Genomic DNA, 15,797 nt, shown 5'->3' with positions numbered 1-15,797 from the left:
TGCTGGTGGAGCGCGCCCTCGACCAGGACCGCTCCCGCCGGGCCGCGACCGGCCCCCGCCCGTGGTGGGACCTGGCAGCCCTGCTCCGACGGCCCCGGGGCGGCGCTGTCACCACCCCCGGCTCCGCCCCTGTGCCCTCCCCGCGGACCCGGCGCTGGTCCGGCCCACCGCGCCGGTCCGCGCCGAGCCGCCGCCGCGCAGCTTCGGGGCGGCGCTCATCGAGGGCCACGCCCTGCGCAAGTCGTTCGGCGACACCCAGGTGCTCCGCGGTGTCGACCTGGCGGTCCGCCAGGGCGAGGTCGTGGCCCTGCTCGGACCCAGCGGCTCCGGCAAGAGCACGCTGCTGCGCACCATCAACCACCTCGAGGGCCTCGACGACGGCTCCGTGCTCGTCAGCGGCACCGCCATCGGCTACGACGAGCGCGGCGGTGAGCTGCGCGAGCGGCGGATCGCCCAGCAGCGCGTGGCCGCCGGCGTCGGCATGGTCTTCCAGCAGTTCAACCTGTTCCACCACCTCACCGTCCGCGAGAACGTCGCCGGCCCGCTGCGCTGGGTGCAGGGGATGTCGCGGGAGGCGGCCCGCGCCCGCGCCGACGAGCTGCTGGAGCAGGTCGGGCTCGCCGACCGCGCCGACGCGCTGCCCCGCCACCTGTCCGGCGGCCAGCAGCAGCGGGTCGGCATCGCCAGGGCCCTCGCCCCGCGCCCCCGGGTGCTGCTGCTCGACGAGCCGACCAGCGCGCTCGACCCCGAGCTCGTGGGTGAGGTGCTCGCCGTGATCCGCGACCTCGCCCGCGACGAGGGCCTGACCATGATCATCGCTACCCACCAGCTGGACTTCGCCCGCGACGTCGCCGACACCGTCGTCTTCATGGCCGGCGGCGTCGTGGTGGAGCAGGGCCCCCCGGAGCAGGTCATCACCGCCCCCCACCACGAGGCCACCCGCCGCTTCGTGGGCGCCACCACCGTCGAGGAGCACGCATGAGCACCACCACGTCGCCCACACCGTCGGCCACCCTGCCGACCACACCGCCGACCACCTCGTCAGCCACGGGGCAGAGGGTCCGCGAGCCGATGAGCTTCGTCGGCGCCCCCGGCGTCCCGCCGCAGGTCGCCCCGTTCTCCCACGCCGTCCGGTGGGGCGACCTGCTCTTCGTCACCGGGCAGATGCCCACCGACCCCGCGACCGGCCAGCTGGTCGAGGGCGGGGTGGTCGCGCAGACCCGGCAGGTGCTCGCCAACCTCACGGCGGTGCTCGCCCAGGTCGGTGCCACCCTCGACGACGCGCTGATGGTCCGCGTGTACCTGACGGACTTCTCGGACTTCGACGCCGTCAACGCCGAGTACGAGCGGTGGTTCACCGCGCCGCTGCCGAGCCGCACGTGCGTGGGCGTCACCGGCCTCGCGGTCGGCGCTGCCGTCGAGGTCGACCTCGTCGTCGGCCTCTCCGCCGGGAGCGCCGCATGACCGCCGTCGTCCCCGCGCACGTCCCCGCGCACGTCGCCGCTGCCCCGGTCGGCGCGGCGCTGCAGCCGGGCGAGGGCCGCGTCGACGGCCAGCACTACCTGCCCACCCGCGCCGAGGAGGTCCGGTGGGGGTGGCTGCCGAACCAGGACGCCGAGGCCGTCCTCGAGGTGCCCGACGGCGAGACGGTCACCGTCGACGCCCTCAGCCACGAGGGCCTCATGGGCGACCAGGGCCGCGACCCGCGGGCGTACTTCGCGCAGTTCGGGGTGGCCGAGGTGCTCCGCGACGCCGTCGACGTCGCGGCCAGCGGCCTGGCCAACGGTCCGCTCGACGGTCCGCACGTGGTCACGGGCCCGGTCCGCGTCCCCGGCGCCCGGCCCGGCGACCTGCTCAAGGTCGACGTGCTCGGCCTGGAGCGCCGCGTGCCCTACGGGATGATCAGCAACCGCCACGGCTTCGGAGCGCTCGCCGGGGAGTTCCCCGAGGACCACGACTCCGCGCCCACCCGCGACCTCGACCGGATGGTCACCGACGGCACCGTCAGCCACTTCTGCGCCGTCGGTCGGGACGGCGGGCGCGACGTCGCCCGCCTCGCCGCCGGACCGGGGCGCTGGGCGCAGTTCGACCTCGCCCCGTTCCTGGGCCTGATGGGCACGGCGCTGGCGACGTCGGACCCCGTCCCCTCGGTGCCCCCGAACGAGCAGGGCGGCAACATCGACGTCAAGCACGCCGGCGTCGGGTCGACGCTGTACCTGCCGGTGGGGGTCGAAGGCGCCCTGTTCTTCGTCGGCGACCCGCACTTCGCGCAGGGCAACGGCGAGGTGGCGCTCACGGCGCTGGAGGCCTCGCTGCGCGCCACGCTGCGCCTCACCGTGGTGCCGGCGGCCCAGCGCGGCGCCGTCGTCGGGCCGCTGACCACCCCGGTGGTGGAGACGGCCACGCACTGGATCCCGACCGGCATGGACCCCGACCTCGACGAGGCGATGCGCAAGGCCGTGCGCAACGCCGTCGCCTTCCTGCACGGGCGCCTCGGGGTGCCCCGCGCCGTCGCCCTGGCGTACCTGTCGGCGGCAGGCGACTTCGAGGTCAGCCAGGTCGTCGACGCGGTCAAGGGCGTGCACTGCACCATCGCCAAGCGCGACTGGTCCGCCTGGACCTGACCCCCCGGGCGGCGCTGGCGGCGTGGACACCGGGTCACTGCGTGGAGGGACCCCCGTGCCAGACCTCGTCTCCCTCCTCGTCCACGGGGTCGGCGCGGTCATCGCCAGCCTCGTCGGGCTGGAGGTCGCCCGGCGGCTCGGACGCCTCCGCGAGACGGAGGCGCCCGAGCACGGTCGGGAGCTGTCGCTGGAGTGCGGAGCGAGGCTGCCGGTCGGTCAGCACCCGCTTCTGGGGCGCACCCGGCTCGCGCCCCGTCGTCCGCCAGGGGGCCGTCGAGCTCAGCGTGTTCCGCTGGGGGCTGCGGGTCTGGCGGCACCCGGCGTTCACCCTGGACGTCGCCTGCGTCGACCGCGCCTCCGTGCGCTGGGCCGGGTGGTGGACGGCCCTCAACGCCTCGACCACCGTCCGCAGGGTGTCGGTGACGACCCGCGAGGGCGTGCTGGTCGACCTGTCGCTCCCCGTCGAGGACGTCGAGGTGCAGCTCGCCGAGCAGCAGGTGCCGGTGTCGGGCCTCGAGCGCCTGCGGGTCCGGACCACCGACGCCCACGCGGTGGGGGGCGAGCATCGCCGCGCTGGCGCAGCGGCTGCGCACGGGGGGCGCGACCCCGATGATCACCGTGCTCGCCGTCGAGCGCCTCGACGTCCCGGGACAGGTCGTCGAGCTCGACGCGACGGCTCACACCACCTGACCGCGCAGCGGTGACGTCCTGCGGCGGAGAACCCCTTCGACAGGGTCGACCCCGCTGAGCACGATGGACGGCGTGGGCAGGAAGCGCCGGCAGCCGACCTTCGCCGAGGTGGTGCGGGCCGTGCGCGCCGCTCCCGCGGCACCACCGTCCGAGCCCCCGCGCGGCCAGCTCGTCGGCCACGACCGCCTGGTCGACCCCGCCGGCCGGGAGTTCGTGCGCATCGCCCACGACGTCAGCCCCGCCCGCGCGCTCGCTGCGGTCGTCGAGGGGGCGCAGGTGGTCTGGGACGCCTGCGGCTGCGACGGGTACTGCGGCCTGGACTGGCTGGACGCCTCCCAGGTGGCTCGCCTGGTGGCCGCGGGGGCCCCTGAGCCGCGACGGCGCAAGGACCGCGTCTCGCACCTCTCGGCCTGGGTGTCGGACGACGGCTCCGTCGTGCTGATGGCGGTGGCCGACGTGCACTGGGGCGACGTGCTCGCCTGACCTCGCCAGACGGCGCCGGACCAGGGACGCACGTGCCGGCGGGGAGGTGTCGGACCCTTCGACGGACCTCCACAGCCCTCTCGACGGGGTCGACACCTCCCCGTCGGCTCGGAGGGCGTCCCGGGTCAGTGCATGTGCATGCCGCCGTCGACGCTGAACGTCGTCCCGTTGACGAAGCCGGCACCATCGGAGAGCAGGAACGCCACCGCCTCGGCCATGTCGGCGGGCTGACCGACGCGCCCCACGGGGATGCCGGCCGACATGCGGGCCTTGCGCTCGTCGTCGAGGGCGCCGCCCATGATGTCGGTGTCCACCGGCCCCGGGACCAGCGCGTTCACCGTCACGCCGTGCGGCCCGAGCTCGCGGGCGGCACCGCGGGCGAGGCCGAGCACCGCTGCCTTGGCGGCGGCGTAGGCGGACTTCGAGAACGTGCCACCGCCGTCGAGCGCCGTCACCGACGACGTGAGCACGATGCGCCCGTGGCCCGCAGCGACCATGCGCCGTCCGGCCGCCTGCACCAGCAGCAGCGAGCCGGTGGCGTTGACCGCCATGACCCGGTCCCACTCGGCGACGGTGACGTCCAGCAGCGGCGTCGGGCTCGGGATGCCGGCGAGGTTCGCCAGCCCCGCCACCGGCGGGAGCGGCGGGCTCTCGCCCTCGAACGCAGCGGTGAAGGCCGCCGCCAGGGCGTCGGGCGAGGTGACGTCGCACGCGAGCCCCAGCGCCGAGGCGCCCTCGGCCAGCTCGCCGGCCAGCTCCTCGGCCCGCCGTCGGACCCCCTCGCCGTCGACGTCGAGGAGCAGCAGGCTCCACCCGTCGCGGGCGAGCCGGTGCGCCACCGCCCGGCCGATCCCCCGCTCCGACCCGGCACCCGTGACCACCGCCGTCTTCCGCGCCGTCCGCCGGACCGCCTCGTGGACCGTCTGCTCTGCCACCGCTGCTCCCGTCGTCAACGCTCCTCAGGTCGGCTGTACCCGGCGGCGGCCGCTCCACCCGGTGCTCCTGAGATGCGCCCCTTCGCCGTGACGGCTCCGTCACTCCGAAGGGGCCCATCTCAGGAGCCGGCGCTCACGGCTCCGTCAGCCCGTCAGCCGCCTCAGCCCAGGTGGCGGGCGATGAACTCCACCGCGGCCACCTCGTCGACGGGGCCGCCGCCCTCGTGGCCGTTGTACGGCCACACCTGGATCTCCTTGGTCACCTCGCGCTCGCCGGCGCTCTCGCCCCACGCCGCGTGCGCCGCGAACGGGCCGGACGGCGGGACCACGGCGTCCATCAGCGCCGCGGTGAACCTCGCCGGGGCCGTGGCGCGGCGCGCGAAGCCCACGCCGTCGATGAAGTCGAGGGTCCGGTGCACGGCGTCGACCTGGTCGCGGTGCACCGCGAGGTAGCGCCGCACCTCGGCGAACGGGTCGGCGTCGGTGATGACCAGCGCCCGTCGGATCTCGCACAGGAAGGGCACGTGCGCGACGACGGCGGCGACGTCGGGCACGAGCCCGGCGACGGCGATGGCGCACGCCCCGCCCTGGCTGCCGCCCATGACCGCGACCCGGGCCGGGTCGACCACGGCCAGGGTGCGCGCGGCGTCGACGGCGCGGGCGGCGTCGGTGAACATGCGGCGGTAGTAGTGGGTCTCGGGCGAGGTGATGCCGCGGGTCATGAAGCCCGGGTGCTGGGCGCCGAGGCTCGCCGGGTCACCGGTGCCCGGGTCGGGGGTGCTCCCGGAGCTCCACACCGACCCCTGGCCGCGGGTGTCCATGTGCAGGTGGGCGAAGCCGCTGCTGGCGACCAGCAGGTTCTCGGCGGCCTCGCCGCGGCCGCCCCCGTACCCGACGTACTGCACGACCGCCGGCAGCCGCTCCCCGCGCTCGGCCCGCTCCAGGGCCCCCGCGGGCACCCGCAGCCACGCCTTGACGGGCTGGCCGGCGAAGCCGGGGAAGGTCACGTCGTACACGTCGACGGTGCGCAGCGGCGTCGCCACGGGCTCGACGACGACGTCGCCCCCGGCGTCGCGCGCCTGCGCGAGGGTGGAGTCCCAGAACTCGTGCAGCCCCTCGGGGTCGCGGTGGTCGGGGGTGCGGGTCTGGAGCTGCTCGAGCGGCAGGTCGGTGAGCACCCCCCGATCCTGCCCTGCCCGCCGGACGGCCCGGGAAGAGGCGCGGCTCCCCCGGGCGTTGCCCTGGCCGTGCCCCAGACGACGCCCCGACGACGCCCCCGAAGACGCCCCCGAAGAACAGCCCCCTCCAGGTCGAGATCTGGTCCGACGTCGTGTGCCCGTGGTGCTACGTCGGCAAGCGCCGCTTCGAGGCGGCGCTCGGCCGCTTCGAGCACGCCGGTGACGTCGAGGTCACCTGGAAGGCCTTCGAGCTCGACCAGAACGCCTCGTCGCACCCCGAGGGCACGCAGGTCGGCCCCGACGACTACGCCCAGCGCCTGTCGGCCAAGTACGGCACCGGCGTCGAGCGCGGGCGCGAGATGGTCTCGTCGATGACCGAGACGGCCGCCGCTGAAGGGGTCGAGCTGCGCTTCGACAGGGCGGTGAAGGCCAACACCGTCGACGCCCACCAGGTCATCCACCTCGCGCTGGAGCGCGGTGGCCCCGAGCTGCAGGGCGCCGTGAAGGAGCGGCTGCTGCGCGCCTACTTCACCGAGGGCGAGGCCGTCGGTGACCGCGCCGTGCTGCAGCGCCTCGCCGTCGAGGCCGGGCTGGACGCCGACGAGGTCGCCGCGGTGCTCGCCGAGGGCCGCTACGTCGACGACGTCCGGTCCGAGGAGGCCGAGGCCTCGGCGCTGGGCATCACCGGGGTGCCGTTCTTCGTCATCGACAGGAAGTACGGCGTCTCCGGCGCGCAGTCGCCCGACGTGCTGCTGGGCGCGCTGCAGCGCGCCTGGTCCGAGCGCACCCCGCAGCTGGTGATGACGGGCGCGGGGACGACCTCGGCCGACGGCGAGGCCTGCGGCCCCGACGGCTGCGCCATCTGACCCCCCGGGGTCAGCGCAGGGGCTCAGCGCAGCGTGGGCCAGCCGAGGCGGTGCGCCGCCTCGCTGGTCGCGTGCCAGCGGCCCGTCAGCGGCGAGCGCCGGAACACCCCGAGGGAGCCCAGCGGTGCCACGACCACCTCGATGCGCCGCTCCTGCCCCGGCGGGGGCATCCGCAGCTCACCGGCCTTCTCGTGGAGCAGGCGGTACCAGCCGGGGTAGTCCTCCAGCTGCAGCACCGCCTCCTCGCCCCCGGGCACCCGGGTGACGGTCAGCTCGCCGTCGTCCAGCGTGGGGCCGGAGAGCTGGTCGGGCACGCGCCCGAGGTGGAGGTCGTCGTACCCGGCGCCCGAGATGCCCGGGTAGTGCTCGTCGTGGACGGCGATCGGCACGCGCCCCACCGGGACGGGCAGGCGCAGCTCGTCGCTGAGGCGGGTCGCGTGGTCGGCCAGCGCGCTGGAGGCGCGGCTCCAGGCGACCAGCGCCTCGGCGCGCGGGCCGTACCAGGAGGCGAGCAGGTCCAGCGGGATGTCGTCGCGCCGCATCCCCTCGGCCAGCCACCGGGCCACGCCGACGTCGGGCCGGCTCCAGCCGAGCACCGCGAGGGTCAGCGCGAGCAGCGGAGACCAGTGGTCGGTGTGGTCGGCGCGCGGCGCGTCGGGGCCCGGGGCGGGCGGCGCGGTGCGGGCGGCGGGGTCGGCCAGGGCCGCCCACAGCACCTCACCGCAGGCGGCCGAGGCCGCGCGGCGGCTGAGCAGCTCACGGGGTCGTGACTGCGAGTCGAACACGGGACGGCGTCCTCTCTGACGGGTGGGTCCTCCACAGGTACGGCACCGGACGCCGGAAGGCCAGCAGGACACGCCCGCGTGCGCACGACGTGTCAGACCCGTCCTCCACACTGCCCAGGACCCACGGGACGACCGTCGGCACGACAGCAGCACCACGGCACGGGAGGCAGCGCATGCGGCGAGCAGCCGGGCACGACGACGACGGCGGGGCCAGCTCTGCCGGTGGCGCCTGGTGGCACTCCCCGCGCGACCTGCTCGCGGTCCTGGAGTGCGACCACCGCCTGCGCCTGGAGCACGCCGCGACCTCCGGCGTCCTGCCCCGCCCGGCCGTGCCCGCCGACGGCTCGCTCGACCTCGTGGCGCAGCACGGGCTGGTCCACGAGCGCGAGGCGCTGGAGGCCCTGCGCGCCCTCGTGACGCGCCGCGGCGGCGAGCTGGTCGAGATCGCCGCGCCGGGTCTGGGCGACGACGCCGTCCGCACCGCCGGCGGGCTGACGCGCGCCGCGCTGGAGGCCCAGGTCGACGTGGTCTACCAGGCCGCGCTCGTCGTCCCGCCCGCCGGCGGCGGACCCGGCGGGTTCCTCGGCTACGCCGACTTCCTCACCAGCATCGACCTCGTCACCGGCGAGCCGCTGCTCGACGAGGCCACCGGACGGCGCCGCTACGAGCCCGTCGACGCCAAGCTCGCCCGCACCGCCCGGCCCTCCGCGGTGCTGCAGGCGGCGGCCTACGCCGACGCGCTCGTCGGCCTGGGGCAGCCCCCGCCCAGGAAGGTCCACCTGTGGCTGGGCACGGGCGTCATCGAGTCCGTCTCCGCCGCCGACCTGCTCCCCCTGGTCGCCGAGTACCGCGAGCGCGTGCTCGCGCAGCAGGCCGGCGAGGCCGCGGTGCCGGAGCCGGCGTGGGCCGACGCCCGGCCCGCCTGCGACACCTGCGTCTGGTCCCCGCACTGCGCCACCGGCCGCGAGGACGCGCGCGACCTCAGCCTGGTGGCGGGCATCCGCCGCGACCAGGTGCACCGCCTCCGCGAGGCGGGGGCGGGCACCGTCGACGCGCTCGCCACCGCCACCGACGCGCAGCGCCCGCAGGGCATGGGACGCGGCACCTTCGAGCGCCTGCGGGCGCAGGCCGCGCTGCAGGTGCGCGGTGAGCGGCAGCCGGAGGGCAGCCCCGCCGCTGCACGTCGTCCACGACGCCGCGCCGCTCGACCACCTGCCCGAGCCCGACGCCGGCGACCTGTACTACGACATCGAGGGAGACCCCTTCGCCGCCGCGGGCGAGGGCCTGGAGTACCTGCACGGGATCACCGACGCCTCCGGCGCCTTCACCGCGCACTGGGCGCACCGCCGCGCGGAGGAGAGGACCGCGTTCGAGGCGGTGGTCGACACCTTCACCTCGGCCGCCGCGCGGAACCCGGGCATGCACGTCTACCACTACGCCGCCTACGAGCGGACCGCGCTGCTCGCGCTCGCGGTGCGCCACCAGACCCGCGAGGCGGAGGTCGACCAGCTGCTGCGCGACGGGCGCCTCGTCGACCTGTTCGCCGTGGTCCGCGCCTCGGTGCGGGTCTCGGCGACCTCGTACTCCATCAAGAAGCTCGAGCCGATCTACATGGGCGCCGACCTGCGCGAGGGCGACGTCACCAACGCCGGCGACTCGATCGTCCAGTACGAGCGGTACGCGGCCCTGACGGCGCGCGGCCTGGTCGACGACGCCGCCGTGGTGCTGGAGGCCATCCGCGACTACAACGCCTACGACTGCGAGAGCACCCGCCGCCTCCACCACTGGCTGCTCTCCCTGGTGGGGCGCGCCCCGGCGGTCCTCGCTCCGCCGCTGGACGACGACGGCGCCGGCACCCCGGCGGACGGCGCGCTGACGGCGGCGGGAGGTCCTGACGAGGTCGAAGAGCCCGGCGCCGAGGTGAGGGGCCTGGTGGCGCGGCTGCTCGCGGGCGTCCCCGACCACGACCGCACGGAGCTCGACCAGGCGAGGGCCCTGCTCGCGGCGGCGCTCGGCTACTACTCCCGCGAGCACAAGCCGTTCTGGTGGGAGCACTTCGAGCGGCTCCGCACGCCGCTGGACGAGCTGGAGCACGACGACGGCGTCGTGGTGCTGGAGCGCGCCAGCGCCGACGAGTGGGCCAAGCCCCCGCGCGGGCGTTCGCTGCGGCGCACGGTGACGGCCCTGACCAGCTCCACCGCCGGCGACGTCGCGCGGCTCGGCCGCAGCCCCTTCGCCGTCTACGCGGCCCCGGGCCCGGAGGGCACCCAGCCCACCGCAGACGGTGGCCGCGGCACGCACCCCCGCTGCGGGCCCGCCTCGTGGGAGCCGCTGGACGGGGCCGGCGGCAGGGGCCGGGTCGTCGTCGACGAGCGCGCGGCGCAGGGCGCCCCCGGGTGGCCCGAGCTGCCGGTGGCGCTGCTGCCGAGCGCTCCCCCGGCCACCAAGGGCAAGGAGGCCGTCGTCGTCGACCTCGCCCGGGCACTGCTCGACGCCCTGGACGACGGCCGCGGTCTCGACCAGCCCGACCTGCTCGACACCGCGTGGTGGAGGCTCCTGCTGCGCCGGCGCCCCTCGCTCGCGGTGAGCCCGGGCTCCCTGCCCCGCACCGACGACACCGCCGCCGACGTCGTGGCCGCGCTGGAGGCGATGGGGAACGACGTGCTCGCCCTCCAGGGCCCGCCCGGCACCGGCAAGACCCACGTCGGCTCCCGCGTCATCGCGCAGCTGGCGGCCCAGGGGTGGCGGATCGGCGTCGTCGCGCAGAGCCACCAGGTGGTGGAGAACCTGCTGGAGCGCGTCGTCGCCGTCGACGCCGCCCGTGGAGGTGCGGCGCTCCCGGTGGCCAAGCCGAAGCAGGACGGTGACGAGCGCGACACCACCCCGTGGGAGCGCCCCGCGAAGCCCGACGCGTGGCTGGCCTCCCAGACCGGCGGGTGCGTGCTCGGCGGCACGTCGTGGACCTTCGCGCAGTCCGGCATCCGGTCGCAGCACCTCGACCTGCTCGTCGTCGACGAGGCCGGGCAGTTCGCCCTCGTCGACGCCCTGGTGGCGGGGTCGGCGGCCGATCGCGTGCTGCTGCTGGGTGACCCCCAGCAGCTGCCGCAGGTCTGCCAGGGCACCCACCCCGAGCCCGTCGACGTCTCCGCGCTGCGCCACCTGCTCGGCGAGGCGGCCCTGGTGCCCCCGGAGGCCGGCTACCTGCTCGACGTCACCTGGCGGATGCACGCCGACGTCTGCGAGCCCGTGTCGCGGCTGCAGTACGAGGGGGTGCTGGAGGCGCACCCGCGCACGGCGCTGCGCTCGCTGGAGGGCGTGGTGCCGGGCGTGCACCTCGCTGCCGTCGACCACCGCGACAACCGCACGTCGTCGACCGAGGAGGCGGCGCACGTCGTCGCGCTCGTCCGCGACGTCGTGGGGCGGCTCTGGGACGAGGGCCCCGGCCCGACCGGCGGTCCGCGGCCGGTGACCGATGAGGACGTGCTCGTCGTCGCCCCCTTCAACCGGCAGGTGGCGCTCATCCGCGCCGCGCTGGCCGACGCCGGCCACGAGGGCGTGCAGGTCGGCACCGTCGACAGGTTCCAGGGCCGCGAGGCCGCCGTCGTCATCGTCTCGATGGCCACCTCCAGCGGCGAGGACCTGCCCCGCGGGGTGGAGTTCCTGCTCTCCCGCAACCGCCTCAACGTGGCGGTGAGCCGGGCGATGTGGGCGGCGCACCTGGTGCACTCCCCCGAGCTGCGCTCCATCACCCCGACGACGACGGAGGGTCTGGTGGCCCTCGGAGCGTTCGTCGGGGTGCTCCGCCAGGCGGGTGCCGGCTGAGGGCCGTCCGGGTCACGCCCGCGGCGGGTGGTTTCAGACGCGCCACCGCCGTCCCGACCCGATGATCATGCCGCTGCTCACCCTGCTCCCGGCGCCGTCGGGTGCGACGGCCCTGACCTCGACCACGACGTCGGTGCTGCGCCACCTCGACGCCGCCGTGCTGACCGACCTGCTCACCGAGCTGCTGGTCGCCCCGCACGCCGACCCGGACGTCGACCCACTGAGCGCCGCGCTCACCGCGGTGGAGCGGATGGCGCTGCTCGCCGAGGGTCGCGACGGGCAGCGCGTCAGCGGCACCGCACGCCACCTCCTCGACACCACCGACGCGCACCTGCTCGTCGTCACGGCGGACCAGACCCGTCCCCCGTGGGTCGACGCCCTCGAGCCCTCCCCGGTGCCCCCGGTGCCCCCGGTGCTCCTGCCGGCTCGCGGGTCTCCTGGTGCTCCTCGGCCGACCTCGCCACCGCGGTCGACGCCGCGCTCACCCGCACCGGTGCGCAGCGCCTCGGGGAGCAGTCGCGCACCCTGCTGGGAGAGCTGCTGGAGTACTGGGAGGCGCAGGGGCTGCGCTCGCTGCACGACACCGTGGTGGTCGCCGGCCGGTCCGCGTGGCCGGAGTACCTGCGCACCGGCGCGGTGATCTCCCCCGCGGGGCGCGAGCTGCGGGGCGGCACGACGCACGTCGGCTTCTTCGTCGACGACGCGATCTCCGAGGTGGTCCCCGCCATCCGCGGGTCCTACCGGTCGGTGACCTTCACGCCGGCCTCCGCCGACCAGCACCGCCGCCGCGGTGACACGGCCCTGGCCTCCGTCATCGACGCCTCACTGGCGCACCGCACCCGCACCGAGGGCGGCACCTACGCCGTCCTGCTGCTGAGCGATCCCACCGCGGCCGAGACCGTGCAGCTCGACCGGCGGGTGCAGGACGACGCCACCACCCCCACCGGCCGGCGCACCCCGTGGACGGTGTCGCAGCGGTACACGCACCTAGCGCGCCTGCGTGCCGGGGTCACCGGCACCAGCGAGCTGTAGGGCTCCGGCCCGACCTCGACCCAGACATCAGCCCAGGGCGGGCAGGGGCGCCCGGGCGCTCCCGTCGAGCTCCAGCTCGCGCGGGTCGGCGCCGGTGGGGACGTCGAAGACCAGCGTCGCCGTCAGCGCGGTGGCCGCCGGCACCTGCGCCGCGGCGGCGGCCAGGGCGGGCAGCGCGAGGGCGTCGGGCGACGGTGCGGTCCGCCCGCCCTCGCCGTCCACCAGGGCGGTGCGCCCCGGGTCGAAGGAGGTCGCCGCCGCACCGCGGTTCACCACCTCGACCCCCACCACGCAGAACTGGCCGGCGGCGCGCACCGAGTAGCCGTCGGAGCGCACCCCGGGCACGCCGCAGTCGGCGCTGAGCACCTCCAGCTCGAGGCCGTCAGCCCCGCGGCGGTCGGAGCGCCGGCGACGCCGGCGGCCTGGGCGGTGTCCAGGGTGCTCTGCTGCGGGGCGTCGACGGTGCGCAGCGACGGGTCGTCGGTCATCGGCGCGGCCGGGGCGTCCGGCTCGGCTGCCTCCGCCGACGACGCAGCACCCCCAGCGCCCCCGGTGCCGCCGACACCACCGGCGCCGACAGCTCCCGGCGCGGTGCCGCACCCGGCGGTCAGGACGGCGACCCCGACGGCCAGCGCACCCGCGACCCCGGCGCGACGGACGAGTGGTGACCTCAGGTGACCGATCACCCCACCAGGGTGCACCTGTGGACGATCCACGTCACGCTCGGGGGGTCTGCCGTGGCTCAGCGTGACACCTGTCCCCGGGCGGGGAGACGTCGTCCCGCTGCTCGGGTGACGCGCTCACCCACCGCGTCGACAGCCGCACCCCGCTGCGGCTGTCCTGGGGTCATGTCCGTCGACACCCCGCTGCTGCGCCGTGCCGTCCCCGCACTGCGCGTCGAGCTCGCCGACGCCGCGACCCGCGGCCGCACCGTGACCCTCGCCGAGGCGAGCGCCTTCCTCGGCCTGCCGCACCCCCGCCGCGAGGCGCCCCTGGACGGCGGCCCCAGCGCTCCCGAGGTGCTCGAGGCGCTGCAGCGCATGTGCGCCGAGCGCGGGGAGCCCGACCTCGCCTCGTTGGTGCTCCCCCACGACGACGTCGACAGCGCGGACAGCACCGACGGGGCCGGCGGCGCCGATGAGCTCGAGGGCTCCGCGGGGTCGTGCGACGAGGAGCGCCGCCGCTGCTGGCGCCACTGGGGCGGTCCGGCGGCCGAGGCCACCGGCCTCGCCCGCACCAGCGCCCCCCGCTGACCCCACCAACGCGACCCCAGCCAGCTGGCCCCGGCCAGCTGACGGGCCTCCACCGCTCCAGACGGGCGGTGGGCGTGCCGATCGCTGGAGGGTGACCGCCGCCGCCACCGTCCGCCGCCGCGCGGGGCACGAGGCGATGGCTGAGGCCCTGCGCCACCAGGCGAGCGCCCCGGCGCGCTCACCCCTCGCCGAACGGGTCAGCCGGCTCACCGGCAGCGACCCCCTCGATCCCGGCGCCCGCTCCGCCTACTCAGCGGCGCTGGGTGCGCGCGCGGTGGGGCGCCACCTCGCTCGGCTCTCCACCGGGCTGCACGTCGGTGCCGGGCACGACCGCTGGCACGTGCTGCACTCGCTCCCGCTCCCCGACCCGTCCGGCAGTCCCGGCGAGCCGCCGAGGGTGCTCGACCACGTCGTCGTCGGGCCGGGTGGGGTGGTGGTCGTGAGCGCCCAGCACCTACCGGGCGCTCGCGTCCGCGTCAGCCGTGGTGCGCTGGTCGCCGACGGCCAGCGGCGACCCGCCCTGACCCGCGCCGCCGACGACGCCCGCCTGCTCAACCAGCACCTCACCCTGCAGCTGAGCGGTCAGCCCGGCCAGCACCTCGACGTCCCGGTCGTGGGGGCTGTCGCCGTCGTCGGCGCCGAGCGCCTCAGCGCCGGCCGCCCGAGTGCGGTCGCGGTGCTGTCCGCGGCGCGGCTCGTCCGCTGGCTGCAGCGCCGTCCCCGAGCGCTCACCCCCGACGCCGTCGACGCCGTGGCGGCGCACCTGCGGCTCCTCGCCACCTCGCAGCCCCCTTCCCCCCACGACACCCCGGGCCAGACCCACGTCCAGACCTCCAGCCAGACCCCCAGCCAGACCCCGGCCAGACCCCCGAGCAGCAGTTCGACGGCCTCCACGCCCGGGTCCGCACGGCCGACCGCGTCCGCCGCGCCTGGCAGGTGCTGGCAGCGGTGGCGGCGTCGTCCGGCGTCGTCGTCGCCCTGCTCGACCTGATCGGCTGATCGACCTGCTCGGCTGACGCGCGGGCCGCCCCGGCTGGGGCGTCAGCGCGAAGCGGGCACCCGCAGCCGCGACGCGGGCACGTGCGCCAGGACCGCGGCCGCCGCGTCCGGGTGGGCCTCGCGGGTGCGGCCCCGCGCCAGCTGCGCGTCGAGCGCCGAGGCGAGCTCGAGCGGCGTCGTCGGCCACGGGACCCCGCCGCGCTCGGCGAGCACCGCGGCGTTCGCGCGGCCGTGCCCGGGGATGCTGCGGTAGGTGACCGCCGGCAGGCCCGCGACCAGCGCCTCGGTCACCGCGAGACCGCCCGCGTTGTGCACCAGCACGTCGGCGACCTGCATCAGCGCGTGGACGTCGGAGCGCCACCCCAGCGCCACGGCCCCCGGCACCGCGGCGACGTCGCGGCACAGGGCGTCGTTGCGGCCGCACAGCACCAGCGGCGTCCACCCGGCCGCGACGACGTCGCGCGCCGAGGGCACCACAGCCCCCATGCCGAGCGAGCCCGCGGCGAGCAGCGCCACCGGCCGGCCACCGTGCAGACCACCGTGCAGCCCCAGCTGCTCGCGCAGCGCCACCAGCTCGGCCAGGGCGGGGCGGTCCTCGAAGCGGCGCGGCACCAGCGGTCCCGCGACCTCGAACGCGCCGCCGTAGTCCGCGCGCCCCTGGGCGGCGGTCGCCTCGGTGACGGTCAGGTGGGCCGCGGCCGCCGGGTGCAGCCAGCTGGTGTGCACGGCGGGGTCGGTCAGGTAGGTCACGAAGGGCACGCGCAGGCGGCCGTCGTCGGACAGCTGCCCCAGGGCCTGGCTGGCCAGGGGGTAGGTCGACACCACCACGTCGGGGGCGGCCGCGCGCACCCAGCGCGCCAGGCCGTCGAGCCCCAGGCCGCAGACCTCCTGCTCCACCCGCCAGAGCGCGCCGTGCCGCTCCATGCCGCGGAACAGCCACTCGAAGAACAGCGGCGCCCGGGCGACGGCCACCTCGTACCCGTCGCGCAGCAGCGCTCGCGCCGGGCGCGGCAGGGCGTCCAGGAGGTCGCGGACGACGACGTCGGCCCCCGCCGCCCCCAGGCGGAGCGCCAGCTCGGCCGCGGCACCGTCGTGACCAGCGCCCACGCTCCCGGAGACCACCAGCACCC

General features: G+C 76.6%; 17 protein-coding genes. 10 read left to right on the top strand and 7 right to left on the bottom strand.

Annotation, left to right across the window (positions count from 1 at the left end; genetic code table 11):
- Positions 1 to 61: 61 nt before the first annotated feature.
- The 5 genes from F1641_RS13145 (at position 62) to F1641_RS13125 (ending at position 3,797) form a co-directional block, all read left to right on the top strand.
- Positions 62 to 982, top strand: a complete 921-nt coding sequence (locus F1641_RS13145) for an amino acid ABC transporter ATP-binding protein (protein ID WP_375541490.1) — start codon at positions 62 to 64, stop codon at positions 980 to 982.
- Between the two features lie 89 nt (positions 983 to 1,071).
- Positions 1,072 to 1,464 (top strand): Rid family detoxifying hydrolase, encoded by a 393-nt coding sequence (locus tag F1641_RS13140; RefSeq protein ID WP_194906903.1) that lies wholly within the window; start codon positions 1,072 to 1,074, stop codon positions 1,462 to 1,464.
- The gene (locus F1641_RS13135; protein WP_194906276.1) at positions 1,461 to 2,624 is read left to right on the top strand and encodes an acetamidase/formamidase family protein; all 1,164 of its coding nucleotides are present in this window, start codon (positions 1,461 to 1,463) and stop codon (positions 2,622 to 2,624) included. Before F1641_RS13140 ends, F1641_RS13135 begins: the two co-directional genes overlap by 4 nt.
- 284 nt (positions 2,625 to 2,908) lie before the next feature.
- The gene (locus tag F1641_RS13130; protein WP_194906275.1) at positions 2,909 to 3,328 is read left to right on the top strand and encodes a hypothetical protein; all 420 of its coding nucleotides are present in this window, start codon (positions 2,909 to 2,911) and stop codon (positions 3,326 to 3,328) included.
- Between the two features lie 58 nt (positions 3,329 to 3,386).
- Complete coding sequence (locus F1641_RS13125) at positions 3,387 to 3,797, top strand: hypothetical protein (protein WP_194906273.1); 411 nt, start codon at positions 3,387 to 3,389, stop codon at positions 3,795 to 3,797.
- Between the two features lie 125 nt (positions 3,798 to 3,922).
- Here F1641_RS13125 and F1641_RS13120 read toward each other — a convergent pair whose 3' ends face one another.
- Entirely contained in the window at positions 3,923 to 4,732 is an 810-nt protein-coding gene (locus tag F1641_RS13120) for an SDR family oxidoreductase (protein WP_194906271.1), read from the bottom strand.
- 161 nt (positions 4,733 to 4,893) lie between these two features.
- The gene (locus F1641_RS13115) at positions 4,894 to 5,910 is read right to left on the bottom strand and encodes an acetylxylan esterase (protein ID WP_194906269.1); all 1,017 of its coding nucleotides are present in this window, start codon (positions 5,908 to 5,910) and stop codon (positions 4,894 to 4,896) included.
- A gap of 137 nt (positions 5,911 to 6,047) precedes the next feature.
- On the opposite strand from F1641_RS13115, the gene F1641_RS13110 reads away from it, so the two are divergent.
- Positions 6,048 to 6,776: a DsbA family oxidoreductase gene (locus tag F1641_RS13110; RefSeq protein ID WP_309225631.1), complete on the top strand. Its 729-nt coding sequence runs from the start codon at positions 6,048 to 6,050 to the stop codon at positions 6,774 to 6,776.
- Between the two features lie 23 nt (positions 6,777 to 6,799).
- Here the strand turns inward: F1641_RS13110 and F1641_RS13105 are convergent, their stop codons facing one another.
- Complete coding sequence (locus F1641_RS13105) at positions 6,800 to 7,561, bottom strand: hypothetical protein (protein WP_194906267.1); 762 nt, start codon at positions 7,559 to 7,561, stop codon at positions 6,800 to 6,802.
- 92 nt (positions 7,562 to 7,653) lie between these two features.
- On the bottom strand, positions 7,654 to 8,340 hold the full coding sequence (locus F1641_RS13100; RefSeq protein WP_194906265.1) for a hypothetical protein: 687 nt from the start codon (positions 8,338 to 8,340) through the stop codon (positions 7,654 to 7,656).
- A gap of 367 nt (positions 8,341 to 8,707) precedes the next feature.
- Between F1641_RS13100 and F1641_RS13095 the strand changes: the two genes are divergently transcribed.
- Complete coding sequence (locus tag F1641_RS13095; RefSeq protein ID WP_194906263.1) at positions 8,708 to 11,383, top strand: TM0106 family RecB-like putative nuclease; 2,676 nt, start codon at positions 8,708 to 8,710, stop codon at positions 11,381 to 11,383.
- A 33-nt stretch (positions 11,384 to 11,416) separates the two neighbouring features.
- Here the strand turns inward: F1641_RS13095 and F1641_RS13090 are convergent, their stop codons facing one another.
- Positions 11,417 to 11,560 carry a hypothetical protein gene (locus tag F1641_RS13090; RefSeq protein ID WP_194906261.1) on the bottom strand — a complete coding sequence of 48 codons (144 nt, stop codon included), beginning with the start codon at positions 11,558 to 11,560 and terminating at the stop codon, positions 11,417 to 11,419.
- A 189-nt stretch (positions 11,561 to 11,749) separates the two neighbouring features.
- Here F1641_RS13090 and F1641_RS13085 point away from each other — a divergent pair, with 189 nt between their 5' ends.
- Entirely contained in the window at positions 11,750 to 12,415 is a 666-nt protein-coding gene (locus tag F1641_RS13085) for a hypothetical protein (protein ID WP_194906259.1), read from the top strand.
- 27 nt (positions 12,416 to 12,442) lie between these two features.
- On the opposite strand, the gene F1641_RS13080 is transcribed toward F1641_RS13085, so the two are convergent.
- Positions 12,443 to 12,781 carry a DUF4352 domain-containing protein gene (locus tag F1641_RS13080; RefSeq protein ID WP_194906258.1) on the bottom strand — a complete coding sequence of 113 codons (339 nt, stop codon included), beginning with the start codon at positions 12,779 to 12,781 and terminating at the stop codon, positions 12,443 to 12,445.
- Positions 12,782 to 13,263: 482 nt separating this feature from the next.
- On the opposite strand from F1641_RS13080, the gene F1641_RS13075 reads away from it, so the two are divergent.
- Positions 13,264 to 13,668 (top strand): hypothetical protein, encoded by a 405-nt coding sequence (locus tag F1641_RS13075; RefSeq protein ID WP_194906256.1) that lies wholly within the window; start codon positions 13,264 to 13,266, stop codon positions 13,666 to 13,668.
- Between the two features lie 91 nt (positions 13,669 to 13,759).
- Entirely contained in the window at positions 13,760 to 14,659 is a 900-nt protein-coding gene (locus F1641_RS13070; protein ID WP_194906254.1) for an NERD domain-containing protein, read from the top strand.
- 50 nt (positions 14,660 to 14,709) lie between these two features.
- Here the strand turns inward: F1641_RS13070 and F1641_RS13065 are convergent, their stop codons facing one another.
- Positions 14,710 to 15,789: a hypothetical protein gene (locus F1641_RS13065; RefSeq protein WP_194906251.1), complete on the bottom strand. Its 1,080-nt coding sequence runs from the start codon at positions 15,787 to 15,789 to the stop codon at positions 14,710 to 14,712.
- Positions 15,790 to 15,797 lie beyond the last annotated feature (8 nt).

Source organism: Quadrisphaera sp. INWT6 (assembly GCF_015390235.1).
Classification (GTDB): domain Bacteria; phylum Actinomycetota; class Actinomycetes; order Actinomycetales; family Quadrisphaeraceae; genus Quadrisphaera.
The sequence above is the reverse complement of the archived record's forward strand: the minus strand, read 5'-3'. Positions and strand labels throughout refer to the sequence as shown.